Source organism: Acinetobacter sp. LoGeW2-3 (assembly GCF_002688565.1).
Lineage (GTDB): Bacteria > Pseudomonadota > Gammaproteobacteria > Pseudomonadales > Moraxellaceae > Acinetobacter.
Genome location: NZ_CP024011.1, coordinates 2,070,337 through 2,095,312 on the forward strand (window position 1 = coordinate 2,070,337; position 24,976 = coordinate 2,095,312).

Below are 24,976 nucleotides of genomic sequence, written 5' to 3' on the forward strand. Positions count from 1 at the left end.
TGGTTTTTGTTGAATGAGGCAAGAATAGCTGGAGTTTTTTTGCATAAAAAATAATTAAAAAAGAATTTTATGTGAGTAAAACAGATATATGGATGGTGTATAGCTTTGCCTGCTGTCGCATCCGCCTGAGAGGTGAAAAATTATGTTGTGTTTTAAAAATGCACAACAAGTCAGTCAGATAGATTTGCTTGATCGCGCCTTTCATTATGGCGATGGTTGCTTTACGACAGCTCGAATTCATAATAACCGTATTGAGCTGCTGGAACGGCATTTATCTCGTCTGCATATAAGCAGTCAAAAAATGCAGCTACAAGCGGACTTAAGCCAGATTGATGCAACGCTGCAAGAATTATATAAATTAGAGTCTAGCTTAAACGGCACTTTGAAAATTATCCTGAGCCGAGGCATTGGCCAGCGCGGCTATAGCCTGCCAGATCATCCAGCAGATGTTTGGGTATATTACTATCCGCAAATGCTTCAAGAACATCATTTTGAGCAGATTGAAAGTGGGGTACTCAATACTGCACTTGGCTTATGTATGCCGCAGTTAGTGGGCTTGAAAACCCTGAACCGTTTAGAACAGGTCATGCTGAAACAGGAAGCAGACCAACAAGGCTGGAGCGAAGCACTGGTCTGTGATGTACAGGGTGAAATTGTCGAAGGGGTGAGCAGTAATTGTTTTTTAAGGATAAACAATACATGGATTACCCCAGAACTTCGCTATAATGGCGTCAGCGGGGTGATGCGTGCCGAGATTCTGGCGCGTATGCTGCAGCAAGGTATTGTTTGCGAACGGCGCAGTTTGGATATGAGTGAGATAGCTTCTATTCAGAGCCTGTTCTTCTGCAATGCACTCAGCCCTATGAAAATTGTTACTCAATTTGAACAGAAAACGCTGGATACAGATGCCTGTATTGAGTTATTTCATCGTCTTCATTTACATCAGATCATTTAAAATATGTCCGCCAGCAAATCTACACGAAAAAAGAAAAATAAAGCAAAATCAGCTTTTCCAATGAAAGGTGTATTGGTCGTTGTACTGGGTCTTGTGTTGATCCTAGCCGTAATTCTCAAAAGCAGCTTGTTTAAAGATTATCCGGTTCAAGGTGAAAAACAGATGCTGGCGATCAGTGCTGGGGATACCTATTCCGGTTTCATCGACCGTCTTGCCAAAGAAAGTCATGTCAGCTTCCCGATTCTGCTGAAAATCTATCAGCGCTTTATCATTCATGACACGATGAAAGCGGGTGTTTATGAAGTGACTGAGGGTATGAGTATCCGTCAAGTTCTGGAAATGATTTCCAACTCTGAAAATGCTCAAATGAACCGTATTCTGGTGATTGAAGGTACGACCTTTAAACAGCTGGTTGAGACATTGAAGAAAGATGAGCTGGTCACGAAAGAAGTAGTGAATCTGCCAACTGATCAATTACTAAAAGAACTTAATATTCCATTTAATCATCCGGAAGGCCTGTTTGCACCAAATACCTATTTCTTTGCCAAAGGTGAAACTGACCGTAAGATTCTGACCGATCTACATCGTCATCAGATACAGGCGCTCGACGAAGCCTGGAATAATCGTGCCAATGATCTTCCATATCAGAATAAGTATGAAGCACTAATTATGGCTTCGATTATTGAGAAAGAGACCAGTCTAGACAGCGAATTGGAGCAGGTGTCTGGTGTATTTGTACGCCGTTTGAAAATCGGCATGCGTCTGCAGACCGATCCAACCGTGATTTACGGTATGGGTGATAATTACACAGGCAATATTACCCGTCAGGACCTACGTACTCCAACGCCTTATAACACTTACACCATGGCTGGCCTACCACCAACACCAATTGCCTTACCAAGTAAGAAAGCCATTGAAGCAGCCATGCATCCGGATAATTCCCAAAATATCTATTTTGTTGCAACCGGGAATGGCGGGCATAAGTTCAGCAGTAATCTGCAAGATCACAATAGAGCAGTGCAGGAATATCTCTCTGTTTTACGTTCAAAAAATTAAGGAGTGAGCATGTTTATCAGCTTTGAAGGCACTGAAGGTGTAGGGAAAACCACGCTCATTCGTCGTATCTATGATGATTTTATTGCACAGGACAAAGAAGTCGTACTGACTCGTGAACCGGGTGGCACACCGATGGCTGAGCAGATCCGCTCGTTATTGCTGGCTGTGAATCATGAAGAAGCGATGTGTAATGACACAGAGTTATTACTGATGTATGCTGCACGCGCTCAGCATCTGGCACAAGTGATTCTTCCAGCACTCGAAGCAGGTAAAATTGTATTGTGTGACCGTTTTACTGATGCGAGTTTTGCCTATCAATGTGCAGGGCGCGGACTCAGTGAAGATAAACTGAATTTACTGAATGATAACTTTGTAGCGCGTATGCCAGATGTTACTTTCTGGTTAGATGCACCGATTGAACTAGGTATGAATCGTGCTCGTGAACGTGGTGCACTAGATCGTTTTGAACAGGAGAAAGTCTCTTTCTTTGAAAAGGTTAGGGCGGGTTATGAAACGCTGTGGCAACGTCATCCGCAACGTATGAAGCGTCTTGATGCGACGCAAACACCGGAACAGGTTTTTGTCCAAGCTATGACGGAATTACAGGCTGTCTGAGTAGTCAGATTTAAATCACTTTAATTCTCTAAAAATCTTCTATATTGCTTTCAATATGGAAGATTTTTTTATGAAAAGTACCATTGAACAGATTCAGCAATTTTTAGAAGCCGAGTTTCCGCAAAGCCTAGAGTATTGTGAAGTCATCGATGTCCAGCCACAGGCCTCAACCGTTCGTTACCGTGTGAGTAACAGTCAGTTGCGCCCAGGCGGGACCATTTCTGGACCGACTATTATGACTATCGCAGACTTTTGTTTGTATGTTGCGATTCTGGGAGAAATTGGACTGGTGGGTTTAGCTGTGACCACCAATATTAATATTAATTTTCTGCGTAAACCGAATGGACAACGTAATTTGATTGGTGAATGTCGTCTGATCAAGGTTGGAAAAGCGCTCATTGTTGGGGAAGTCTGGGTCTATTCTGAGGGCGTGGAAGAACCTGTTGCCCACATTACCGGAACCTACGCGATTCCACCTAAATCAGTATCTTAATCACATAAAATAAAAGAACCGTATATTGTATCAATAATAATGAAAAATATGTGGATTCAATAATTTATCGTTTAGTTATAATTTATCCAGCTGATTTCGGAATCGCTATACAAAATCTTTTCCTGCACAAATAATGAGGCAAAACTTGCCGGAAGATTGGGGGGATCAATGGCGACCGCAGATCATGAAGTTGTGCAGCTGTTTCAGCAGAAGCTGCATCCACTTGCTGGAAAACTGGTAGAGATGCTTAATGAGCATTATTCTCATCAGACTGAACGCCGTGGTTGTGGCTATACTCAGGCCACACGTGTACTCGCAGAATATATCAATACTGTACGCGAATCGCAGGAATTTCAGGATCTCAAATTATTTGATGACTTTAATCACAAAGCACTGAAATCTATTCTAGATCAGCAGGGTTTGTATGATCTGCAACTGAATTCTTGGCGCAATCTGGATTTGAATATTCAGCTCAATCAGTTTATCAGCACCGCTGTAGATAGCGATTTCAAGCAATGTGTAATGCAAGTTCAAGAACAGCAAAAGGTTCTACGTAGTATTCAAGAGCAGGCACAACTGGAAGAAAGCAAGCTGCTTTGTGCCATGATTGAAGATGTGATCTTGCCAAAGACAGCAGTTGATACGGACTTGGTAGAGCTACGCAAAACTGTAGAGAAGCCAAAAGTTGGTTCATGTCCAATGGCGGAAAATTTCTTTTTGAAAATTGCCCACCATCGGGTGCTGCGTGGCGGCGAGATTAATATTTTTGTGGATCATCAGAATCGCCCATTACTTCTCGAAAAATTGAATATGGGCGATAACCATTCCTGTATCAGTCTGGTGCCGCTATTGATGAATGGTGTGCGTCTGCCAGCGGGTTCCTTGTTTTCGGTGGATTATGACCGTGACACCATACAGAACAAACAGCCGAACAAGAAGTATAAGGGCTTTGTGATCCCTTATGATGAGATTGCGGGATTCTGGTTCCTGCGTCTGACCACACTGGCTGTGTCACCGCAGAATCGTAAGCGTGCTTTCAGTACCCATTTTCAGCAGCAAGTGGACAATGGTTTGTACAGTCCAGGTACGACTGAGCTGCAACAATTGTTCGACGTCGCGCAAGCACAGCTCTAAGGCCATTTCATATGCTTGATGTTTGTTATTCGCCTGACTATTTTGCGCATACGCATACCAATAGCATGGAAAAACTCGCCGCAGTGGCTGAGGCATTGAAGTCTTGGTCGAGCATCCATTTCCATGAACCTGAAGATTTGGATCTGGACCTGCTCAAGCAATTGCATGATCCGAACTATGTAGAGGCATTTCTGACTGGAACGCCTGAAAAACTGGCTACCTTTGCTGGTTTTAAGCCGTGGAATGAACAGCTTCGGAATGCGGTACTGAAAATTAATTCAGGTCAGATTTTGGCAGCTGAACTGGCCTGGCAGCATGGTATCTCCGCTAATATTGCTCAAGGCTTTCATCATGCAGTTTATGAATATGGTGGTGCTTTTTGTACCTTGAATGGTTTGGCTTTGGTGGCGCAAAAGTTTTCAGATAAGCGTATCTTTGTGCTGGATTGTGACCAGCATGGGGGGAATGGCACAGCAGAATTTACCCGCCGTCTGGATAACCTGTTTAGCTTTAGTATTTTTGGTTTGCCTTTTGGCTGTCCAAGCTATGAACGTGCAGTGACACGGCATATTCATAAGGATCAAGGTAATTTTAATGAATACAGCCAAGCGATTCATGAAGGCTTTGAACAGGCCTTGGCTTGGAAAGCTGATCTGATTATTTACCAGGCGGGGATGGATTGCCATCAAGATGATCCTTTTGGATCTTCCTGGCTGACCACTGAATTGCTGCAACAGCGTGAAGAGCTAGTATTTAGTCTGGCTAAAAAGCATCACATTCCCATGATGTTCGTATTGGCAGGTGGCTATCAAAACTTGGAGCAGTTGGTTCAGATTCACCTGAAAACTTTTGAAGCTGCGGTAAAAATTTATAGCACATAAAAAACCGGATCTGATGATCCGGTTTTTTATGATTCAATGCTTAAACTTCAGCAGTATTGACCAAAGGTTGTTCTACTTCAAAGCTTGGTGGAATCAAGACAGTTTTACGCAACTCTGGTAGTAGGTCTGGATAGTCTAAGGTAAAGTGCAGACCGCGGGATTCCTTACGCTGCATAGCACAACGCACAATCATCTCTGATACTAGTACTAGATTACGCAGTTCAATCAGGTTTTTACTAACCTGATAATCTTGATAATACTCGGTGATTTCTTTTTTTAGCATCTCGATGCGGTGCAGGGCACGTTCCAGACGCTTGGTGGTACGCACGATACCGACATAATTCCACATGGTCTGACGCAGCTCATCCCAGTTTTGCAGAATGACGACATCTTCGTCCGGATTGGTGACCTGCGAATCATCCCAGGCAGGTACTTCAGAAGCAGCTTGCTCATCTTTAAAGTTTTCCTGAATATGCTTGGCCGCACTCATGCCATAAACAAAGCATTCTAAAAGTGAGTTACTGGCCATACGGTTAGCACCATGCAAACCGGTATAAGAAGTTTCACCAATCGCATAAAGACCCGCAATATCGGTCTGACTGTTTTCATCTACAACCACACCACCACAGGTATAGTGTGCTGCTGGAACCACCGGAATCATTTCCTTGGTGATATCGATGCCCAGTTCAAGCAGACGTGCATACAGGGTTGGGAAGTGCTCTTTGACAAAGGCTTCATTTTTGTGAGTGATGTCCAGCCAGACATGACGGATACCGAGACGTTTAATCTCATAGTCAATCGCACGCGCCACGATATCACGTGGTGCCAGTTCTGCACGTTCATCAAAACGCAGCATGAAACGTTCACCATCCGGTAAACGTAAGTATGCACCTTCACCACGCATGGCTTCAGTAATCAGGAAGGAACGTGCTTGTGGGTGATACAAACAGGTTGGGTGGAACTGGTTAAATTCCATATTGGCTACGCGACAGCCCGCACGATAAGCCATGGCAATCCCATCACCTGTCGCGATATCTGGATTGGAGGTATATAGATAAGCTTTCATCGCACCGCCACAGGCAAGGGCTGTAAATGGTGCCAGAAAAGTATGCACCTGTTCGGTTTTTTCATCTAAGGCATATAAACCGAGTGCACGGTTTTCGCCGGCATGACCAAGTTTTTTCGAGCAGATCAGGTCAATGGCAATATAATTTTCAAAAATATGAATATTCTGCTTTTCTTGAGCACGCTGTACCAACGTAGTTGAGATTGCGCGTCCTGTAGCATCGGCTGCATGAATAATACGACGTTGAGAGTGACCACCTTCACGGGTCAAATGCAATTGTTCCTGTTCATCCAGAGTGAACTGCACCCCATGCTTGAGCAGGAAATCGACCGAAGGCTTGCCGCCTTCAACAGTCTGCTTGACCGCCTCCATTTCACATAGCTGCGCCCCAGCTACCATGGTGTCATCAATATGTTGTTCAAGAGAATCTGTTTCATCAAGTACCGCTGCCACACCCCCTTGGGCATAAAAAGTACTTGCATCCGTAAGCGTTGATTTGGCTAAAACCGCAATATTAAAATGTTCTGGTAGAGATAAGGCTAAACTTAAACCGGCGCCGCCGCTGCCCACAATAATCACATCAAAATGATGTGTCGTGTGTAAATTAGACATGACAATTCAGCTAACTGAAAAAAGTTCGGTTATCACAGCGCTTTTTTGTACAAAAGGCAAGCATTTATCTGCTCATAAATTTATGAAAAAAAGTAATGAAAGCTAAAACTTAAAGACCTTTTAAAAGGCATAATGCCCATACTTAAAATAAGAACATTTTGTTACTTAAAAATTGTATCGTTTGTGATAAAACTTTTTTAAAAAAGATTTATCAATCATTTGAGTGAATAAATATATGAAAATCTTGGATGTTAAACATGGAATATTTGCAGCAACATTGACGATGACTGCATTGCAGGCGGGGGCAGCCACTCCAGTTGATTTTTCAAATCTGGTTGCACAAGTCAGCCCGGCAGTGGTCAGTGTCAATGTTGTTAAAAAGATGTCCGAAGAAGAACTCTTACAACAACAAATTCCAGATATTTTGCGCCGTTTCTTCGGTAATCAGGTGGTGATTCCTCAACCTCGCGCACCTCAGGAAAAGACGGGTTATGGCAGTGCCTTCTTTATCAGTAAAGATGGTTATCTGCTAACCAACCATCATGTCATTGAAAACGCGTCCAAGGTAACCATTACCTTAAATGACCGTCGTGAGATTGATGCGACTGTGGTTGGTAGTGATGAACGTACTGATGTGGCTTTACTGAAAGTGACAGGAGCCGGTTTCCCAGAATTACGTACGGGTGATGTGGAGCGTTTACGTGTCGGTGAGCCTGTACTTGCCATTGGTTCTCCATTTGGTTTTGACTATTCAGCTTCTGCCGGGATTGTCAGTGCCAAGATGCGGAACATGATGGGGGAAACAGCAGTACCTTTCATCCAGACTGACGTGGCACTCAACCCAGGTAACTCTGGTGGGCCATTGTTCAACCAGCATGGTGAAGTGGTCGGGGTGAACTCACGTATTTTTAGTGGTACTGGCGGTTATATGGGTCTATCGTTCTCTATTCCAATTGATGTAGCGATGGAAGTGGCAGACCAATTGAAACGCAATGGTAAAGTCACCCGTTCTTATCTGGGCGTAAGTCTGCAGGATATTGACCGCAACCTGGCAGAATCTTACAAGTTGTCTAAGCCGGAAGGTTCGCTAGTAACCCAGATTGCACCAAACTCACCAGCGGCTAAAGCTGGCTTACAGGCAGGGGATGTAATTCTTAAATATAACGGCACCAATATTTCCCGTACCAGCGAGTTACTGAACTATCTCAACCGTTCTGCACCAAAACAGCAGATCCAGCTAGAAGTACTACGTGATGATAAGCGCCGTAATATCAATGCGACTTTAAGTACAGCGCCAGATGATACGCCAGCGAATGCCAGCAATCAGGCGCAACCGAATAAGGGACCAGTGATTGGAGTAACGATCCGTAATCTAACACCGAATGAAATGAGTAGTCTGGATATCAAAGGTGGCGTGGTGATTCAGGATGTCCGTCCTGGTGGAATCGCAGCACAGGCCCGTATTATGCCAAATGATGTGGTGACTAATATTAATGGCAAGACTGTTTTGAATAGCAACCAGTTTGTGGAAACTGTATCTGAATTGAATAAAGGCAGCGTGGCGCGGGTAACGCTGATCCGTCAAGGACAGCGCGTCATCGTGGGTATGCGCGTCTCGTAAACGTATCTTCATGTGAAAAAACCGTCTGTACTCAGGCGGTTTTTTAATATTTGGCAATTTACCCTACGAATAAATTCTGTAGACTCTAAGGCGCTAAATGATCTAAAGGATAAGAGACGCGTGAAGGGTATTTTTGACCTAAAGTTAACGGTAAAACCAGAACATATTGATATTTTAGGACATGTAAATAACGTAGTTTACGTGCAGTGGATGCAGGATGTGGCAACCGCACACATCGAACGGATCGGTTTGGGTCTACAGCAATATCTGGAACTGAAACATGCCATGGTTGCAGTAGAGCATCATGTGCAGTATCGCAAAGCTGCATTTGAAGGGGATGAACTGATTCTGCGTACCTGGCTGAATGACATCAATGCGCTTTATTCATTTCGTCAATATGCATTCTATCGTCCAGCTGATCAGACACTGTTATTCACTGGAAGTACGCAATGGGCCTGTGTGGAGATTGCCACTGGTCGTCTGAAGCGGATGTCGCCGACATTTACTCAGGCCTCTCAACCCTTAACAGCAGATATCAATCCTTTGGATTTTAGTCAGTTGTATCTGGCAGATTAAATATCAGCGTTGGAGCTGATTTGTTTGGATATCTGGATAAATTGCTCTGATCTTGGCAGAACATGAATAGAGTGCTTTCATCACAGGCTGACTAGTAGATTGCGCCTGGAAAATATAATTCTTTTTCTGTAACTGCATTCTGCTATAATCCTCGGCAATTTCTATTCGGCTTTTGTTGTGCAATCCCTTTATATTGCATGGCGCGTTTTTTTCTCAAGGTAGCCCATGGCGCAAGCTAAAAAATCTGTTGATATTAAAAACATTCGTAACTTCTCGATTATTGCGCATATTGACCACGGTAAATCGACCTTGGCGGATCGATTCATTCAAACCTGTGGTGGTTTGCAGGATCGTGAAATGCAGGCTCAAGTTCTTGATTCTATGGAACTTGAACGCGAACGTGGGATTACCATTAAAGCGGCATCGGTGACCTTGTACTATACACACCCGAATGGTCAGGAATATCAGCTAAACTTCATTGATACGCCGGGACACGTGGACTTCTCTTATGAAGTATCGCGTTCGCTTGCAGCGTGTGAAGGTGCACTACTGGTTGTAGATGCAGCACAGGGTGTGGAAGCACAGTCTGTTGCCAACTGCTATACCGCGATTGAGCAAGGCTTGGAAGTACTGCCAGTTCTGAACAAGATCGACTTGCCACAGGCTGAACCTGAACGTGTAATTCAGGAAATTGAAGACATTATTGGTATTGAAGCAACTGAAGCACCGACCTGTTCTGCAAAAACAGGCTTAGGTATTGAAGGTGTGCTTGAAACGCTGGTGAATGTGATTCCTGCGCCAACTGGTGATCGCGATGCACCACTGCAAGCATTGATTATCGACTCATGGTTCGATAATTACCTCGGCGTAGTGTCTCTGGTTCGTGTGAAACAGGGTCGTGTGCGTAAAGGCGATAAAATGTTGATGAAATCAACAGGCCAAACACACATTATCACTTCAGTCGGTATCTTTAATCCAAAACATACTGAAACCGATATTCTTGAAGCGGGTGAAGTTGGCTTTGTGATTGCGGGTATTAAAGACATCTTTGGTGCGCCAGTCGGTGATACAATCACATTAGCCTCAACCCCTGATGTTGAAGTATTGCCAGGTTTCAAAAAGGTAAAACCACAGGTTTATGCGGGTCTATTCCCGATTGATGCCAGTGACTTTGAACCGTTCCGTGAAGCGCTGCACAAATTACAGATTAACGACTCTGCTTTGTTCTTTGAACCTGAAAGTTCGGATGCACTGGGCTTTGGTTTCCGTTGTGGTTTCCTGGGTATGCTGCACATGGAGATCGTACAAGAGCGTTTAGAGCGTGAATATGATCTGGATCTGATTTCATCTGCACCGACTGTAATTTATGAAGCGGTGATGAAAAATGGTCAAACAATCTACGTCGATAGCCCGTCAAAAATGCCTGATGGTTCAACTGTAGAAGACCTGCGTGAGCCGATTGCAGAATGTCATATCCTGGTGCCGCAAGAATACCTGGGTAATGTCATGACCTTGTGTGTTGAGCGCCGTGGTGTGCAAAAAGACATGAAGTTCATGGCGAACCAGGTGTCGATTACTTTTGAAATTCCAATGGCTGAAGTGGTCATGGACTTCTTTGACAAGTTGAAGTCTTGCTCACGTGGTTTTGCATCACTGGACTATAACTTTGTCCGTTTTGAAAGCTCATCATTAGTTAAAGTTGATGTCCTGATCAATGGTGAAAAAGTGGATGCTTTGGCGATGATCTGTCACCGTCAGGATGCACGTCACCGTGGTATTGCATTGGTTGAGAAGATGAAAGATCTGATTCCACGTCAGATGTTTGATGTGGCGATTCAGGCAGCTATCGGTGCGCAAATTATTGCCCGTTCTACTGTAAAAGCGATGCGTAAAAACGTATTAGCAAAATGTTATGGTGGTGACGTGTCACGTAAGAAGAAACTTCTTGCGAAACAGAAAGAAGGTAAGAAACGTATGAAACAGGTGGGTAGTGTTGAAATCCCACAAGAAGCGTTCTTAGCAGTATTAAAAGTCGAACGCTAATATAAGGATAATAAGCTCATGGATTTTGATTTTAATTTGATTCTTGTTCCTGCTACGCTGTTTTTTATTGCAGTCTGGCTGCTTGATAAGTTTGTCCTGAAACAACGACAGACCCAAGGCAAGGGCAATGAAAATTTTATCATTACCTGGGCTTATGACTTCTGGCCAGTGCTGACTGTTGTGCTGGTGTTGCGTTCATTTTTGTATGAACCTTTTAATATTCCATCTGATTCCATGGTGCCAACTTTGGAAACAGGTGACTTCATTCTGGTAAATAAATTCGACTACGGTGTGCGTCTCCCAATCGTCAATAGCAAGATTATTGATACTGGCAGGCCAGAACGTGGTGAAGTTGCGGTCTTCCGTTATCCGCCACAACCTGGCATCAGCTATATCAAGCGTATTGTAGGTTTACCAGGGGATCATATTGTTTATGATCATGGTCAACTGATTATTAATGGTGAAAAAGTCGCTAAAGTTCCAGTGGAATTTAGCCGTGAAAAAGACCGTTTAGATACGCCTGAATCAATCTACCATAAAGAGACTTTGGGTGAACATACCTTTACCATGCGTGAGCTTGAAGGGGTGAATGTGGCTCGTCAGGCGCCATTTATCAACTTTGTAGAAAATGGTAAATATTCAGGTGAAAATGGTTTATATTGGGAAGTAAAAGTTCCAGAAGGTCAGTATTTTGCGATGGGGGATAATCGCGATCAGAGTGCTGACAGTCGCTTCTGGGGATTTGTTCCGGAAGAAAATTTAACCGGTCGCGCATTCTATGTCTGGATGCATAAAGAACCAGGCTTTAAATTACCTTCGTTCAGTCGAAACGGAACAATTGATTAATTTATTGTGTCAATTGGGAAAATAAAAATGAGACATCAACAAGGTGCATCGTATATTGCAATATTGTTTGCAATTATGGGGTTTGCTTTTTTGGCAAAAATCGCAATTGCGGTATGGGGACCGTATTTCGATGATCGAGTGGTGGACGGACAAATTGAGGAGTTGTTAAAAACAGCTCCTGCCAATATCACTCCAGAGAAATTTAGTTCTGACCTGTCCAAGCGTTTAGAGATGAATAATATTCGTGATTTTGATATCAAACAGAATGTTATTCTCGACAATGCACAAGCGATGGTCGTAAGAAAAAATTATGAAGTTCGTAAGAATTTCCTAATGAATATCGATTTAGTGATGAAGTTTGAGAAAGAGTTTGATCAAAGCACAGTCAAAGCTAAATGATGAACGTCTTGCCAAACGGATCGGCTATCAGTTTAAACAGGCTGATTTGCTGAAACTGGCATTGACTCATCGTTCAGTCAGTCATAAACACAACTACGAGCGCCTGGAATTTCTGGGCGATTCGCTTTTAGGGATGATCATTGCGAATTATCTCTTCACTGCTTACCCGCACGAAAATGAAGGTCGTCTAACGCGTATGCGTGCGACTTTAGTTCGTCAGGAAGCATTGGGGAAAATTGCCAATGATCTGAAACTCAGTCAGAACCTGATCCTTAGTACGGGTGAGCTGAAGTCGGGTGGACACCATCGTGAGTCTATTCTGGCAGATACAGTTGAGGCGATCATTGGTGCAATCTATGTGGATTGTGGTGATCTTAAGGTTCTAGAAGCCATTGTGTTAAAATGGTACGAGCCGTATTTAGACCATATTGAGCCGACGGATCAGTTAAAAGATCCAAAATCGCGCCTGCAAGAGTATTTACAAGCACGTAAAAAGCCTCTCCCGGTTTACGAGGTTGTAGATATTCAGGGTGATGCCCCGAACCAGCACTTCAAAGTAGAGTGTCGGGTTGAGGACTTACAAGTCTTGATAGGCGAGGGTTCAAGTCGCCGTTTCGCTGAACAAGCAGTTGCAGCGGAAATTTTAAAACTATTGGAGCATAAGTCTTAATGACTACTCATTCCGATCACATTGATGCTGATCACGAGTCGCCAAGCGACAACACAGACCTTATTAGTCAATTCTTTAGTGCTCAAGGCACTGAAATCCCTTCGGACTACCGTAGTGGCTTCGTGGCTATTGTGGGCCGTCCGAACGTGGGTAAATCAACCTTGATGAACCACCTGTTGGGCCAGAAACTTTCGATTACTTCACGTAAGCCACAAACCACACGTCACAAGATTGTAGGGATTGATTCGCGTGAAAAATCTCAGGCGGTATTTGTGGATACACCGGGGATGCACAAGAAAGAAGTACGTGCCATCAATAAAATGATGAACCGTGCAGCGCATTCTGCATTGCGTGATGTGAATTTGGTTCTATTTGTCGTAGATGCACAGAAATGGACGCCAAATGATGAGTTGGTACTGGAAAAACTGCAAAATGCAGATATGCCAGTGATTCTGGTAATCAACAAGCTGGATACGTTTGAGAACAAGAATCAGGCATTACCATTGATTCAAGAGCGTGCCAAGCTGATGAATTTTGCGGAAATCGTACCGGTATCTGCACTGCGTGGTGCGAATCTTGAACATCTACGTGACACGATTGCCAAGTATCTGCCATTCCAGCCACCGCTATATTCACTGGATCAGGTCACTGACCGTTCAGAGCGTTTCCTTGCTTCTGAAATTATCCGTGAAAAAATCATGCGTCAGCTGGGTGAAGAACTGCCATATGACTTAACTGTTCAGATCGAATCTTTTAAAACTGAAGAGCCGACCTTGAATGAAAAAACCGGTCGTATGAAAGCGGCATGTACTTATATCGATGCGACGATTTTTGTTGATCGCCCTGGCCAGAAAGCCATTGTGATTGGTGAAAAAGGTGCCAAGCTGAAAAAAATCGGCATGGACGCACGTGTCGATATGGAAAAAATGTTCGAACAGAAAATCATGCTGACGCTTTGGGTGAAAGTCAAAGGCGGCTGGTCTGATGATGAGCGAGCACTCAAAAGTTTAGGTTATAGCGACATTTAAGTAGTATAGGAACGGTTATGATGAAATTTTTAGCAGTCGCTGCATGTGTTTTATTCTTGCAGGGCTGTATTCATAAAGTCGTGACCGTTCCTGTCAAAGTCGCCTATAAAACCACAAAGTACGCGGTCAAAGGCACCGCGGCTGTTGTGGGGGCCGCCATTCCTGATGGGGATGACGAAGATGATCATAAAAAGAAAAAAGATTAAAGCAGTGGTTTATGCGTAATGAAGTGCTGCATGGATATCTGATCCATCACCGAAAATATCGTGATCGCAGCCATATTGTGTATTTATTTACCCGTGAATACGGCCGTATTGATGGGATTCTCAGACAAACCCCACCACCGCAATATCAGCCCATTAGTCTGCAAGCGTCTGGTAAATCAGAACTGAAAAACTTTACTAAACTAGAAATAGTCAATCAGCCAATTTTTTTCTTTGGCGATGCTTTCTTTTCTGGCTTTTATCTCAATGAAATTCTGCTGCGCTTATGCCCACTTGAAGTAGAAATGCCGCAAACCTTTGCCAAATATGGCGAAACCTTAACGGCTTTGCAAAACTTGTCTGCTCAGCAAGATCCAAATACTTATCTGAAACAGATTCTACGTCAGTTTGAGTATGTACTACTTGAAGAACTTGGTTATGCGCTTGATTTTTCAGTGGATGCGAATCAGATAGAAATCAATCCGCAGCAACAGTATTATTTTCAGCTCAATGATGGCTTTATGCCGACTGCCAAAGAAAGCCGTGCAACGGTATCTGGCCAGCAGATTTTAACCATGCAGCACTATGAAAATGGTGGGGATTTTAATCCAGAACAGTTACAATTACTGACGAAGCTTTATCGACAGGTGATTAGCGCCTTACTGGGCGATCGACCACTGAAAAGTCGACAATTGTGGATCCAAAATTCTCAATCTCAATCGTAGTTAGGAAAACATTATGGCTGCATTACTTGGTGTCAATATTGACCATGTCGCAACTTTAAGACAAGCACGTGGTACGACGTACCCAGACCCAGTCAATGCTGCATTGATCTGCGAACAGGCGGGTGCAGAGGGCATTACCTTGCACTTGCGTGAAGACCGTCGTCACATTCAGGATGATGATGTACGTCGTATGCGTCCAGTATTAAAAACTCATATGAATCTGGAAATGGCAGTGACTGATGAAATGGTTGCTTTCGCCAAAGAGATTCAGCCACATCATGTTTGCTTTGTGCCAGAGAAACGTCAAGAAGTCACCACTGAAGGTGGTCTGGATGTGGTCGGTCATTTTGAAGATGTGAAAAAAGCCACTCAAGAACTGACTGCAATTGGTTGTGATGTGTCTTTATTTATTGATGCAGTCATTGCTCAGATTGATGCTGCTGTGGCTTGCGGTGCACCAACGATTGAGTTGCATACCGGTGCTTATGCCGATGCTGAAACGCCAGAAGCTCAGCAAGTGGAGTTAGAGCGCATTATCAAAGGCGCTGAATATGCGGCTTCTAAAGGTCTAGTGGTCAATGCTGGTCATGGTTTGAATCTTGACAATGTCACTCCAATTGCTGCAATTCCACAAATTCATGAATTAAATATTGGTCACTCGATTATTGCTGATGCAGTTTTTGTTGGACTGGCGCAAGCTGTACAACAAATGAAGGCTGTAATTAAAGCTGCACGTTAAGATTAAGAAATTTATGTCGAATATTGATTATGATGAACTCATGAAGCCAGTCATTGGCTTCTTGGGTTGTGAAACGCCTAAAGCCTGGCTGGACGAAGCTTTGCAGAATCTGGATATCCTGATGCAGGATCATGCTAACTGTGAGAAGAAAGCAGCGAGTACTGCAATGAACCTGATGTTTCGCTATAGTTTCTTTGTAGATCTACAGGTAAAACTGGCACAGTTAGTCCGTGAAGAAATGCTTCATTATGAACAAGTACTGGAATTCATGAACAAGCGTGGTCAGCAATGGGCGGGGCTCAGTGCAGGACGTTATGCAGGTGGCTTACGCAAAGAAATCCGTACCTATGAGCCAGAAGCACTGATTGATGTGCTGGTGATTGGTGCCTTTGTAGAAGCACGCTCTTGTGAGCGTTTCTATGCGCTCGCACCGCTGGTCGATGAAGAATTAGGGCGTTACTACCGTTATTTATTGAAATCCGAATCTCGCCATTATGAGGACTATTTAGCCTTAGCGATGGATGTGGCAAAAGAAGCGAAGCTGAAAAATCCAAAAGAGGATATTCAGAGCCGTATTGAACATATTCGTGAAGTGGAAAAGAATCTGATTTTAAGTCCAGATGAAATGTTCCGTTTCCATAGTGGTGTACCGGCTAAAGCGGCTTAAAACATACTTTAAAAAATCCTCCAAATTGGGGGATTTTTTTATAATTGTGGAAAGTCTGGCAGAATCCTGTGAAACTAGGGATTTAAAATAGCCTAAGCAAAATTTGAACCTTTAATAAGATACTAATTATTGAAGAGGGGGTAAAGAAAAGTTAAATATTAATTACCAGTAAATCTATCCTTGCTGGATATGAGAAATCACTCAAAAATAATTAAAGCAATTTCATTGAATTGCGATCATTTTAAATTTATAAACGAATGGGGGAGGATTAAAAGATGAAAAGTTTTTATTTTGATAAGAAATTACAGCAATAAAAAAGCCCAAGTCTTAAATGTTTGGGCTTTCTTGAATTTGGCTCTCCCACCTGGGCTCGAACCAGGGACCTGCGGATTAACAGTCCGTCGCTCTACCGACTGAGCTATGGGAGAATCTGAATGCGATTATAGAGGGATTTTGACAGGGGTCAAGCAAAAACTTCTATATTTATTGCAAATCTAGTTTGTCTGATTTTAATTTAAACAATCAAATGCAAATTTCAAAAAAAGCTTGTCAGCCTATAAGTGAGTTGCTAAATTAAAAAAATAAAGTCGTTTGACCAGATGGTCAAACAGTGTGGATTTAAACCTACTTGCCAGCACAAAAATGGCTAAACCGGAGAAAGCGAATGAATACGCTCACTATCCCCCAAATTTTCTCTCAACTGTCTTTTTATCAAGAAAACTACCTCGATATTATCCAGGACGCGACCCAGTATTTTACCCCTGTTGCTGATGCAAAAATCCGTTTATGGCCTTTAGCTGCTAAACAGTTGTACTTAGGTGATTTGCTACAATTATGGTTTGCAGAAAAATGGTTGGTAGAACAAGAACGTCAATTTAGCTTCGAAGTATTTCTAAATGCACCAGAACCACAACCGAAAGATCTCTATATTTACGCGATTTCAGGCAATTTATTGACTGGCTCAAATCAGTCTAGGGTTTGGCAAGCATCTGTTGAGCAGATTCAATCACTCAGCGTAGCCAATGTCTCTAAACATTATTTTGAATATCAAGCATTGACTCAACCGCAACTTGTGAAAGCGCCACAGACCAAGTGGGGCGTGCTTTAAGCATTCCTTAAAGTGAGATGATTTAGCGGAAAATCATACAGGTCGCAGTCGCATGGGCATAAATGCGACCTTCGTCATCCAGAATTTGACCTTCGGAAATACCTAGATTTTTACTGAGATTAATTGATTTTCCGACCGCTTTCAGTTCCTGGTTATGAGGAATCGGACGACACATTTTTACATTTAGATCAATCGTGCCATAACCGACACCGGCTTCAAGTAAAGTATGAATTGCGCAGCCCGTTACAGTATCTAAAACAGTTGCTGCAAAACCGCCGTGTACGCCGCCCATAGGATTTAAATGGCGTTCATCTGCTTTAACAAGGAAGGTGACATGACCGAGTTCGACTTCACTAGGTGACATGGGAATGGTGGTTGCCATAGAAGGCATGGGCAGGTTGCCTTTACACATCTCTTGCATAATCTGTAAACCTGAAAGATTCTTAATATTCATTGCCTGTCCTTGTCGTTTTAGATTCTGGATTGATCTTTAAATTCTAGATGGGTGGAGATTCAAGCAGTAATTAAAAATTGTATGATCGGTGTATGCAGGGTTTTTACCTTGGTTTAACTATAAATATAAGAATAAGACCAATGAGGAATGCTCATGAAAGCAAGATGTCTATGCGGTGCGACGCAGTTTGAAGTGCAACTCAGAAACCATGAAGTTGCTGCCTGCCATTGCTCAATGTGCTGCCGCCAGACGGGTGGACCATTAATGTCGATTGATATAGAAGATATTAACTTTATCGACCAGCAGCATTTATCTGTATTTAAATCCTCAGAATGGGCGGAACGCGGTTTCTGTGGTGCGTGCGGCACTTTTATTTTCTGGCGAACCATAGATCATTCGTTTGCCAATATTAATGTATTTACTTTAGATGAATTGCCTGAGGATCTGGATTTCAATCTGGAAATTTATGTAGATCACCAGCCAGAATTTTATGCATTTAATAACCACACCAAGAAAATGACCGAAGCTGAAGTGATCGAGATGTTTAGCTCTGACAACTCATAATTTTAATTTGAGAATATGAAATTTAAGATAAAGAATTTGAAATGATTTAAAAGAAATAAAAGAAATAAAAGAAAAACCCGCGATCAACGCGGGTTTTTTACTTAAAAACTTAGGAAAGTCTTTATATTATTGAGCAGCTTTTTCAGCTTCGATAGAAGCAATCGCAGCATCAACGCCTTCGATTGAATCAGCAGCTTTCTTGATACGTGCAAGTGCATCTACAAGTACTTCGTCAGCAGTTGCGTAAGAGATACGCATGAAGCCGCCTAGACCGAATGCATCACCAGGAACCACTGCAACACCAGTTTCTTCCAGTAACCAAGCAGAAAATTCTGTGCAAGATTTAAGACCTTTCGCACGAATCAATGGTTTGATGTTTGCGTATGCATAGAATGCACCGTCAGCAGGTAGGCAAGAGATACCTTTGATGTCATTCAGGCCATTCACAACTAGGTCGTGACGACGTTTGAATGCTTCAACCATAGGTACAAGTACGTCTTGAGGACCATTCAATGCAGCTTCTGCAGCAACTTGTGAAATAGAAGTTGGGTTAGAAGTTGATTGAGACTGGATTTTTTTCATCGCACCGATGAGTTTAGCAGGACCCGCTGCGTAGCCGATACGCCAGCCAGTCATTGCATAGGCTTTAGATACACCATTCAATACGATTGTACGGTCGTAAAGGTCTGGAGCAACAGTTGCGATGTTGTAGAACTCGTCATCCCAACGGATTGGTTCGTACATATCATCAGATGCGATCAATACTTCTGGGTATTTACGCAGTACTGCAGCCAAAGCTTCAAGTTCAGCTTTAGTGTAGATCATGCCTGTAGGGTTAGAAGGACTGTTGAGTACAACTAGACGAGTTTTGTCAGTGATTGCAGCTTCTAATTGTTCAGGAGTGATTTTGAAACGTTGTTCTTCACCACATTTCACAATTACAGGAACACCTTCAGCGATGATTACCATGTCAGGGTAGCTTACCCAGAATGGTGCAGGGATGATCACTTCATCACCTTTGTTTAACAAAGCAAGTGCCAAGTTAAAGAAAGACTGTTTACCACCACAAGAAACCAAGATCTGGTTCGCTGCATAGTCAAGGTTATTGTCACGTTTTAATTTAGCAATAATTGCTTTTTTAAGACCTGGCGTACCGTCAACAGCGGTGTATTTGGTGAAACCGTTGTTAATCGCTGCAATTGCTGCATCTTTGATGTGTTGTGGTGTATCAAAATCTGGTTCACCTGCACCCAAGCCAATTACGTTATGACCAGCAGCTTTAAGCTCAGCAGCTTTGTTAGTCACAGCTAGCGTTGGGGACGGTTTGATGGCATTTACACGATCAGAGAGACGTACGTCCACGGCAGTATTCCTTCTTATAGGGATTAAAAAATAAAAAGCACAATATCTTAGCCTATATTGGTGCATATTGGGCAAAAGAATTTATAAAACTTTACGGAAAAAGTGTTGTAGTGGCTGAAGTTTATCTTGAACTTCGATGCTGGATTGCAGTCACTGAAGGCATTCCAACCACATTAGAAATCCGTAAAATACGTGAAATATAAAATAAAAAAGGCTACCTGAGGGTAACCTTTTTTGTGCACTTCCTGTAAGCCTTATGCTGTAAAACGTGACAAATCTTCTTCAGGACGGGCAGTCAGCACTTCTACGCCATTTTTTGTTACCAAAAGAGTGTGCTCATATTGAGCAGACAATTTGTGGTCTTTGGTCACAACAGTCCACTTGTCACCAAGCAGTTTGGTTTGCCACACACCTGCATTGACCATTGGCTCAATGGTAAAAGTCATACCTTCTTCAAGGATCATGCCGGTATTCGGCTGACCATAGTGCAAAACTTGTGGTTCGTCATGGAAAGTGGTGCCGATGCCGTGGCCACAGTATTCACGTACAACGCTAAAACGTTCAAATTCCACATATTTTTGGATCGCATGGCCAATATCACCCATGGTTGCACCTGGTTTAACCACTGCAATACCGCGATACATCGCTTCTTGCGCGACTTTGCATAGACGGTTAGCCAAAATCGAAGTCTCACCACCGATGATATACATCATGTTGGTATCACCATGGAAACCATCTTTGATCACAGTCACGTCGATGTTCAGAATATCGCCTTTTTTCAGGATCTTGCCTTCAGATGGGATGCCGTGGCATACCACATGGTTTACAGATGTGCAGATTGTATGTTGGAAAGCAGGGCGACCTGGCGCTGCGCCATAGCCTAAACATGCTGGAATCGCGTCCTGTACATTTATAATATAGTCATGACAAATCGTATCCAATTCAAGCGTCGAAACACCCGGTTTGATATGCGGTTTGATCATATCCAAAACTTCTGCAGCCAGTCGTCCAGCTACGCGCATCTTTTCGATATCTTCAGCGGATTTAATTAAACGACGGGGAGCTTGATAAGTAGTGTTCATGATCTCTAAAAACTTTTGGAAATTTGTGTGCGACTATGGTATAAATAGCCGCCCATTTTATCAAATGCTTTTTCGTGAATATATTTGCGTAGCTTGATGAATGGTGTATTAAAAATCCGCACATATATCGTCACATTACTCTGGGTGCCCGCAAGGGTGGAGAATGCGGATATATGGAGGCCTAACCCAAATCTTTAAGGTAAAGAAAATGGCAGATTACAACGTAAGCATGCGCGACCTTCTACAAGCTGGCGCGCACTTTGGTCACCAAACTCGTTTCTGGAACCCAAAAATGCGTCAATACATCTTTGGCGCACGTAACAAAATTCACATCATCAACCTTGAGCACACTGTTCCTGCGTTAAATGATGCTTTGAACTTTGCTAACCAATTGGCTAGCAAAAAGAACAAAGTTTTGTTCGTTGGTACTAAACGTGCAGCTTCTGCAATCATCCGTGAACAAGCTCAACGCGCTGGTCAACCATATGTTGATCACCGTTGGTTAGGTGGTATGTTGACTAACTGGAAAACTCTTCGTCAGTCAATCAACCGTCTAAAAGACCTTCAAACTCAATCTCAAGATGGTACTTTCGCTAAGCTTACTAAACGTGAAGCTCTTGAGCGTACTCGTGAGATGGAAAAACTTGAACGCGGTCTTGGCGGCGTTAAAAACATGGGTGGTTTACCTGACGCATTATTCGTAATCGACGTTGATCACGAAGCAATTGCAATCAAAGAAGCTAAAAACCTTGGTATTCCTGTAATCGGTATCGTTGATACAAACTCTAACCCAGACAACGTAGACTACGTTATTCCGGGTAACGATGATGCGATCCGTGCAGTTACTCTTTATGCTTCTGCTATGGCTGATGCGATTCTTGCTGGTAAAGAATATGCTCAATCACAAGCAAATGCACAAGCTAAAGCAGAAGAAGCTCCAGCTTCTGAGGCTTAATGCGTTAGACGCTAGCTTGTCATTTTTGCGACACGTGATGGTGGCAAAGTAAGCGTCGTGTATGCAGGCGGCCCATGAGAATCCTCTGGGCCGTTTCTGTTCTATAAAGAATTCATTTTCTACCGTATTTAGGAGATAAACATGACTGCAGTTACAGCAAGCATGGTTAAAGAATTGCGTGATCGTACAGGTCTAGCAATGATGGAATGTAAAAAAGCTTTGACAGAAGCTGGTGGTGACATCGAACTTGCGATTGATAACCTTCGTAAATCTGGTCAAGCAAAAGCAGCTAAAAAAGCGGGTAACATCGCTGCTGATGGCGCGATCACTATCGTTCAGGAAGGTAACAAAGCAATCCTTTTAGAAGTAAACTGTCAAACTGACTTCGTTGCTAAAGACGAAAACTTTGCTGGTTTCTCTGCTAAAGTTGCTGCTGCTGCTCTTGCTGCTGGCGAAACTGATGCTGCTAAAATCGCTGAACTTAAACTTGAAGATGGCGCTACTGTTGAAGAAGCTCGTATCGCGCTTGTTCAAAAAATTGGTGAAAACATCCAAGTACGTCGTGCGAAAATTGTTGAAGGTGAAAACCTTGCAGTTTACAAACACGGTCTTCGTATCGGTGTTGTTGTGTCTTACACAGGTGATGACGCGACTGGTAAAGGTATTGCAATGCACGTTGCTGCGTTCAACCCAGTTGCAGTTTCTGCTGAACAAGTTCCAGCTGAGCTAATCGCGAAAGAAAAAGAAATCGCTGAAGCGAAAGCGCTTGAATCTGGTAAACCAGCAAACATCGTTGAGAAAATGGTTGTAGGTTCTGTTGAGAAATACCTGAACGAAGTTGTTCTTGAGCGTCAACAATACGTTATCGACAACGACAAAAAAGTTGCTGAAATCCTTAAATCAACTGGTACTACAGTTGCTCAATTCACTCGCTTCGAAGTGGGTGAAGGCATCGAGAAGAAAGCTGAGCTTTCTTTCGCTGAAGAAGTTGCTGCTGCTCAGGCTGCTGCACAATAATTCGGTAACGAATTAGAAAAAAGCCCCATTTGATGGGGCTTTTTTTGTGCTTAAATAAGTACTTATCAGGGAGGAGCTATGGCAAATAAAACAAATATGGGAATTGGGGCAGTCATCGCACTTCTGGTTGCTGCCTATTTAGGACTAGATCTATCTGAGTCCAAGCAACAGACTAATACTTTTGCACCTGCACAGGAAAGCACTGAACAACGAAACCAACAGTCTAATCGTTCAAGTCGTAGTACGGTAGATACTGATGTTGCACGAATTCAACAGGCTTATCAGCAAAGACAAAGTGATATTCAAGTTCAGGGTGCTGGTGAAGTGATTGCTGTATTAGAAGATGATAATGAAGGCTCTCGTCATCAGAAATTTATTTTAGAACTAGAAAATGGTCATACTGTATTGGTAGCTCATAATATCGATCTGGCGCTACGAATCGACAATATCCAGATAGGTGATCAGGTCGAATTTTATGGTGAATATGAATATAGCGACAAGGGCGGAGTGATTCATTGGACCCATCATGATCCAAACCGTAAACATGTCGATGGCTGGCTAAAATATCAAGGAAGAACCTATCAATAAGGTTCTTCCAATTGAATAAATCGAACAATAGCGCTAAATGCGCTTCATTTCGCTTATCTGGCGACTTTTCCAAAAAGGAAGTACTTTGCCTAAATAGGCATCCATGCACCAAATCGGGCCAATGAGAAGGAATTGAAGGTCTTTAAAGAACGAAGGCTTTTTTCCTTCCACTTTATGACCATAAAACTGACCGATCCAGGCAAAAACAAACAGCCCGATATAAAAACCGGCACCCACTGGCAGAATCCAGATCAACCAGGCCATGACTAAAGTCAGCGCTGCCATGGCAACCGCCAATACAATATCTAGACGGGTATAGAAAACCATTGCCAGGACCAACAATAATGCAGTCAGTAACGCACTGAAGTGGGCAATAATTCCAATAATAGAAAAATAGATGGTGGGAACACAGACCCAGTGGATCAGTTTGTTGGTTTTGTTCTGATGGCTTTCGCTGTATTCGTCAAACCATTCCGTAACAGTTTTCATTTTCCACTCCCGGTTCTTCTATTTATTTAAAATATAAAGCAGAACGGGGTAGTGGTCAAAATTCACTCGTCAGGAAGTCAGCGTACTGGAAAATGACCAATAGACGAGCAGAGCGGATAAGAGCAGTAACAGCACAGCTGAAATAAGTTCAAATTTAAGCACAATGAATAGTCCATAAAAAAAGCCACATGATCTGTGGCTTCTAGTCAAATGCGTTAATAAGCTAAATCTTAAGAGTTCGGCCCTTGTACGCGCTCGATACTGACTTTAGCAGTACCGGCATTGGTGATGCCAATTTGCTTCGCTGCACCATAAGATAAATCAAGAACACGGTTACCATGGAATGGACCACGGTCATTAACTTTCACGACCACACTCTTGCCATTGTTCTTGTTGGTCACACGAATGTAACAGTTCAATGGCAGGCTACGGTGAGCTGCAGTCATACCATTCATGTCGAAAGTTTCACCGCTAGCCGTTTTACGACCATGGAACTGACGACCATACCAAGACGCTGTACCGGTCTGGCTGAATTTACGAACGGTGTTGGAAGCAACTGTGTTCAGTTTTTCAATCACTGAAGGCTCTTCTTCAGGGATTTCAATTTTTGCTGCAATCGTTTCACGACGAACTTTATCGCCAGAACGCTCAGTGATTGAAAGGCTGCTTAAATTTGTAAAGTTTGAATTGAAGCTTTGAGCTTCACGATTCAGAACACGTGTCGCAACACGTGAACGGTCATGATCGTTGTTCAACGATGATGACTGGACCAATTCTGCCTGCGACTGCGTTAGCGTAACGGTCGTGGCAATGGCCATTAAGTATTTGATTGAAGAATGCATCGAATCAACTCCTAGCAGCGGGTTCAAAAGGTTAATCTAAAGTGCTGAAAAACCAAGTAAACGAGCCTGATATTTAACTTATGCAACTACACTTGACGAAATGGATAATATTCATGCGGGCAATAGCCTGTCTAGTCTTTAATTAAAATAGTCTTGAAAAGCACACAAAATAAACAATAAGTGGTT

28 protein-coding genes and 1 tRNA gene are annotated in these 24,976 nt (G+C 42.9%); 22 read left to right on the plus strand and 7 right to left on the minus strand.

Features of this window, described 5'->3' with window-relative positions:
* Positions 1-142: 142 nt before the first annotated feature.
* The 6 genes from pabC (at position 143) to BS636_RS09970 (ending at position 5,134) form a co-directional block, all read left to right on the plus strand.
* Positions 143-955, plus strand: a complete 813-nt coding sequence (gene pabC, locus BS636_RS09945; protein WP_099338610.1) for an aminodeoxychorismate lyase — start codon at positions 143-145, stop codon at positions 953-955.
* A gap of 3 nt (positions 956-958) precedes the next feature.
* Positions 959-2,011, plus strand: coding sequence for an endolytic transglycosylase MltG (mltG, locus tag BS636_RS09950; RefSeq protein ID WP_099338611.1), 1,053 nt, complete (start codon positions 959-961; stop codon positions 2,009-2,011).
* Positions 2,012-2,020: 9 nt separating this feature from the next.
* Complete coding sequence (gene tmk, locus BS636_RS09955) at positions 2,021-2,626, plus strand: dTMP kinase (protein WP_099338612.1); 606 nt, start codon at positions 2,021-2,023, stop codon at positions 2,624-2,626.
* 70 nt (positions 2,627-2,696) lie between these two features.
* Positions 2,697-3,119: a PaaI family thioesterase gene (locus BS636_RS09960; protein WP_099338613.1), complete on the plus strand. Its 423-nt coding sequence runs from the start codon at positions 2,697-2,699 to the stop codon at positions 3,117-3,119.
* 168 nt (positions 3,120-3,287) lie between these two features.
* A complete protein-coding gene (locus tag BS636_RS09965) occupies positions 3,288-4,253 on the plus strand; it encodes a hypothetical protein (RefSeq protein ID WP_099338614.1) in 966 nt (321 codons plus the stop codon).
* A gap of 11 nt (positions 4,254-4,264) precedes the next feature.
* Positions 4,265-5,134, plus strand: a complete 870-nt coding sequence (locus BS636_RS09970; protein WP_099338615.1) for a histone deacetylase — start codon at positions 4,265-4,267, stop codon at positions 5,132-5,134.
* Positions 5,135-5,174: 40 nt separating this feature from the next.
* Here the strand turns inward: BS636_RS09970 and nadB are convergent, their stop codons facing one another.
* Positions 5,175-6,818, minus strand: coding sequence for an L-aspartate oxidase (gene nadB, locus BS636_RS09975; protein WP_171266083.1), 1,644 nt, complete (start codon positions 6,816-6,818; stop codon positions 5,175-5,177).
* A gap of 229 nt (positions 6,819-7,047) precedes the next feature.
* Between nadB and BS636_RS09980 the strand changes: the two genes are divergently transcribed.
* The 11 genes from BS636_RS09980 (at position 7,048) to BS636_RS10030 (ending at position 16,329) form a co-directional block, all read left to right on the plus strand.
* On the plus strand, positions 7,048-8,433 hold the full coding sequence (locus tag BS636_RS09980; protein ID WP_099338617.1) for a Do family serine endopeptidase: 1,386 nt from the start codon (positions 7,048-7,050) through the stop codon (positions 8,431-8,433).
* A gap of 120 nt (positions 8,434-8,553) precedes the next feature.
* Positions 8,554-9,009 (plus strand): acyl-CoA thioesterase, encoded by a 456-nt coding sequence (locus BS636_RS09985; protein WP_416202895.1) that lies wholly within the window; start codon positions 8,554-8,556, stop codon positions 9,007-9,009.
* Between the two features lie 225 nt (positions 9,010-9,234).
* The gene (gene lepA, locus BS636_RS09990; protein ID WP_099338618.1) at positions 9,235-11,052 is read left to right on the plus strand and encodes a translation elongation factor 4; all 1,818 of its coding nucleotides are present in this window, start codon (positions 9,235-9,237) and stop codon (positions 11,050-11,052) included.
* 18 nt (positions 11,053-11,070) lie between these two features.
* Positions 11,071-11,898: a signal peptidase I gene (lepB, locus tag BS636_RS09995; protein WP_099338619.1), complete on the plus strand. Its 828-nt coding sequence runs from the start codon at positions 11,071-11,073 to the stop codon at positions 11,896-11,898.
* Between the two features lie 27 nt (positions 11,899-11,925).
* Entirely contained in the window at positions 11,926-12,297 is a 372-nt protein-coding gene (locus BS636_RS10000) for a DUF4845 domain-containing protein (protein WP_099338620.1), read from the plus strand.
* Entirely contained in the window at positions 12,269-12,967 is a 699-nt protein-coding gene (rnc, locus tag BS636_RS10005) for a ribonuclease III (protein ID WP_099338621.1), read from the plus strand. Before BS636_RS10000 ends, rnc begins: the two co-directional genes overlap by 29 nt.
* Positions 12,967-13,995: a GTPase Era gene (gene era, locus BS636_RS10010; protein WP_099338622.1), complete on the plus strand. Its 1,029-nt coding sequence runs from the start codon at positions 12,967-12,969 to the stop codon at positions 13,993-13,995. The genes rnc and era overlap by 1 nt, the downstream gene beginning before the upstream one ends.
* A 17-nt stretch (positions 13,996-14,012) precedes the next feature.
* The gene (locus tag BS636_RS10015; protein ID WP_099338623.1) at positions 14,013-14,201 is read left to right on the plus strand and encodes an NF038104 family lipoprotein; all 189 of its coding nucleotides are present in this window, start codon (positions 14,013-14,015) and stop codon (positions 14,199-14,201) included.
* Positions 14,202-14,212: 11 nt separating this feature from the next.
* Positions 14,213-14,923 (plus strand): DNA repair protein RecO, encoded by a 711-nt coding sequence (gene recO / locus BS636_RS10020; protein ID WP_099338624.1) that lies wholly within the window; start codon positions 14,213-14,215, stop codon positions 14,921-14,923.
* 13 nt (positions 14,924-14,936) lie between these two features.
* A complete protein-coding gene (gene pdxJ / locus BS636_RS10025; protein ID WP_099338625.1) occupies positions 14,937-15,662 on the plus strand; it encodes a pyridoxine 5'-phosphate synthase in 726 nt (241 codons plus the stop codon).
* Between the two features lie 13 nt (positions 15,663-15,675).
* Positions 15,676-16,329 (plus strand): tRNA-(ms[2]io[6]A)-hydroxylase, encoded by a 654-nt coding sequence (locus BS636_RS10030; protein ID WP_099338626.1) that lies wholly within the window; start codon positions 15,676-15,678, stop codon positions 16,327-16,329.
* Positions 16,330-16,681: 352 nt separating this feature from the next.
* Here the strand turns inward: BS636_RS10030 and BS636_RS10035 are convergent.
* A tRNA-Asn gene (locus BS636_RS10035) sits at positions 16,682-16,757 on the minus strand.
* Between the two features lie 236 nt (positions 16,758-16,993).
* On the opposite strand from BS636_RS10035, the gene BS636_RS10040 reads away from it, so the two are divergent.
* Entirely contained in the window at positions 16,994-17,437 is a 444-nt protein-coding gene (locus BS636_RS10040; protein ID WP_099338627.1) for a hypothetical protein, read from the plus strand.
* Between the two features lie 22 nt (positions 17,438-17,459).
* On the opposite strand, the gene BS636_RS10045 is transcribed toward BS636_RS10040, so the two are convergent.
* Entirely contained in the window at positions 17,460-17,891 is a 432-nt protein-coding gene (locus BS636_RS10045) for a PaaI family thioesterase (protein WP_099338628.1), read from the minus strand.
* Positions 17,892-18,044: 153 nt separating this feature from the next.
* Between BS636_RS10045 and BS636_RS10050 the strand changes: the two genes are divergently transcribed.
* Complete coding sequence (locus tag BS636_RS10050; RefSeq protein ID WP_099338629.1) at positions 18,045-18,455, plus strand: GFA family protein; 411 nt, start codon at positions 18,045-18,047, stop codon at positions 18,453-18,455.
* A 126-nt stretch (positions 18,456-18,581) separates the two neighbouring features.
* Here BS636_RS10050 and BS636_RS10055 read toward each other — a convergent pair whose 3' ends face one another.
* Both BS636_RS10055 and map read right to left on the minus strand, forming a co-directional pair.
* Entirely contained in the window at positions 18,582-19,817 is a 1,236-nt protein-coding gene (locus BS636_RS10055; RefSeq protein WP_099338630.1) for a pyridoxal phosphate-dependent aminotransferase, read from the minus strand.
* Positions 19,818-20,071: 254 nt separating this feature from the next.
* On the minus strand, positions 20,072-20,899 hold the full coding sequence (gene map / locus BS636_RS10060; protein WP_099338631.1) for a type I methionyl aminopeptidase: 828 nt from the start codon (positions 20,897-20,899) through the stop codon (positions 20,072-20,074).
* Positions 20,900-21,107: 208 nt separating this feature from the next.
* On the opposite strand from map, the gene rpsB reads away from it, so the two are divergent.
* The 3 genes from rpsB to BS636_RS10075 all read left to right on the plus strand — a co-directional run bounded on the left by rpsB (position 21,108) and on the right by BS636_RS10075 (position 23,459).
* The gene (gene rpsB / locus BS636_RS10065; protein ID WP_004892292.1) at positions 21,108-21,854 is read left to right on the plus strand and encodes a 30S ribosomal protein S2; all 747 of its coding nucleotides are present in this window, start codon (positions 21,108-21,110) and stop codon (positions 21,852-21,854) included.
* Positions 21,855-21,995: 141 nt separating this feature from the next.
* Positions 21,996-22,871, plus strand: coding sequence for a translation elongation factor Ts (gene tsf / locus BS636_RS10070; protein ID WP_099338632.1), 876 nt, complete (start codon positions 21,996-21,998; stop codon positions 22,869-22,871).
* Between the two features lie 78 nt (positions 22,872-22,949).
* The gene (locus tag BS636_RS10075) at positions 22,950-23,459 is read left to right on the plus strand and encodes a DUF3465 domain-containing protein (RefSeq protein ID WP_099338633.1); all 510 of its coding nucleotides are present in this window, start codon (positions 22,950-22,952) and stop codon (positions 23,457-23,459) included.
* 33 nt (positions 23,460-23,492) lie between these two features.
* On the opposite strand, the gene BS636_RS10080 is transcribed toward BS636_RS10075, so the two are convergent.
* Complete coding sequence (locus tag BS636_RS10080; protein ID WP_099338634.1) at positions 23,493-23,948, minus strand: DUF962 domain-containing protein; 456 nt, start codon at positions 23,946-23,948, stop codon at positions 23,493-23,495.
* 230 nt (positions 23,949-24,178) lie between these two features.
* Positions 24,179-24,790 carry a septal ring lytic transglycosylase RlpA family protein gene (locus BS636_RS10085; protein WP_099338635.1) on the minus strand — a complete coding sequence of 204 codons (612 nt, stop codon included), beginning with the start codon at positions 24,788-24,790 and terminating at the stop codon, positions 24,179-24,181.
* Between the last annotated feature and the right edge of the window lie 186 nt (positions 24,791-24,976).

Excerpts from the sequence above, each read along its gene's own strand:
- lepB (WP_099338619.1), top strand. The coding sequence starts at position 11,071 with ATGGATTTTGATTTTAATTTGATTCTTGTTCCTGCTACGCTGTTTTTT.
- BS636_RS10015 (WP_099338623.1), top strand. The coding sequence starts at position 14,013 with ATGATGAAATTTTTAGCAGTCGCTGCATGTGTTTTATTCTTGCAGGGC.
- BS636_RS09960 (WP_099338613.1), top strand. The coding sequence starts at position 2,697 with ATGAAAAGTACCATTGAACAGATTCAGCAATTTTTAGAAGCCGAGTTT.
- BS636_RS10085 (WP_099338635.1), bottom strand. The coding sequence starts at position 24,790 with ATGCATTCTTCAATCAAATACTTAATGGCCATTGCCACGACCGTTACG.
- BS636_RS10080 (WP_099338634.1), bottom strand. The coding sequence starts at position 23,948 with ATGAAAACTGTTACGGAATGGTTTGACGAATACAGCGAAAGCCATCAG.
- BS636_RS10040 (WP_099338627.1), top strand. The coding sequence starts at position 16,994 with ATGAATACGCTCACTATCCCCCAAATTTTCTCTCAACTGTCTTTTTAT.
- tmk (WP_099338612.1), top strand. The coding sequence starts at position 2,021 with ATGTTTATCAGCTTTGAAGGCACTGAAGGTGTAGGGAAAACCACGCTC.
- BS636_RS10000 (WP_099338620.1), top strand. The coding sequence starts at position 11,926 with ATGAGACATCAACAAGGTGCATCGTATATTGCAATATTGTTTGCAATT.
- BS636_RS09980 (WP_099338617.1), top strand. The coding sequence starts at position 7,048 with ATGAAAATCTTGGATGTTAAACATGGAATATTTGCAGCAACATTGACG.
- mltG (WP_099338611.1), top strand. The coding sequence starts at position 959 with ATGTCCGCCAGCAAATCTACACGAAAAAAGAAAAATAAAGCAAAATCA.
- BS636_RS09965 (WP_099338614.1), top strand. The coding sequence starts at position 3,288 with ATGGCGACCGCAGATCATGAAGTTGTGCAGCTGTTTCAGCAGAAGCTG.
- pdxJ (WP_099338625.1), top strand. The coding sequence starts at position 14,937 with ATGGCTGCATTACTTGGTGTCAATATTGACCATGTCGCAACTTTAAGA.
- BS636_RS10045 (WP_099338628.1), bottom strand. The coding sequence starts at position 17,891 with ATGAATATTAAGAATCTTTCAGGTTTACAGATTATGCAAGAGATGTGT.
- pabC (WP_099338610.1), top strand. The coding sequence starts at position 143 with ATGTTGTGTTTTAAAAATGCACAACAAGTCAGTCAGATAGATTTGCTT.
- BS636_RS10030 (WP_099338626.1), top strand. The coding sequence starts at position 15,676 with ATGTCGAATATTGATTATGATGAACTCATGAAGCCAGTCATTGGCTTC.
- tsf (WP_099338632.1), top strand. The coding sequence starts at position 21,996 with ATGACTGCAGTTACAGCAAGCATGGTTAAAGAATTGCGTGATCGTACA.
- era (WP_099338622.1), top strand. The coding sequence starts at position 12,967 with ATGACTACTCATTCCGATCACATTGATGCTGATCACGAGTCGCCAAGC.
- rpsB (WP_004892292.1), top strand. The coding sequence starts at position 21,108 with ATGGCAGATTACAACGTAAGCATGCGCGACCTTCTACAAGCTGGCGCG.
- BS636_RS10050 (WP_099338629.1), top strand. The coding sequence starts at position 18,045 with ATGAAAGCAAGATGTCTATGCGGTGCGACGCAGTTTGAAGTGCAACTC.
- BS636_RS09970 (WP_099338615.1), top strand. The coding sequence starts at position 4,265 with ATGCTTGATGTTTGTTATTCGCCTGACTATTTTGCGCATACGCATACC.
- recO (WP_099338624.1), top strand. The coding sequence starts at position 14,213 with ATGCGTAATGAAGTGCTGCATGGATATCTGATCCATCACCGAAAATAT.
- BS636_RS10075 (WP_099338633.1), top strand. The coding sequence starts at position 22,950 with ATGGCAAATAAAACAAATATGGGAATTGGGGCAGTCATCGCACTTCTG.
- lepA (WP_099338618.1), top strand. The coding sequence starts at position 9,235 with ATGGCGCAAGCTAAAAAATCTGTTGATATTAAAAACATTCGTAACTTC.
- map (WP_099338631.1), bottom strand. The coding sequence starts at position 20,899 with ATGAACACTACTTATCAAGCTCCCCGTCGTTTAATTAAATCCGCTGAA.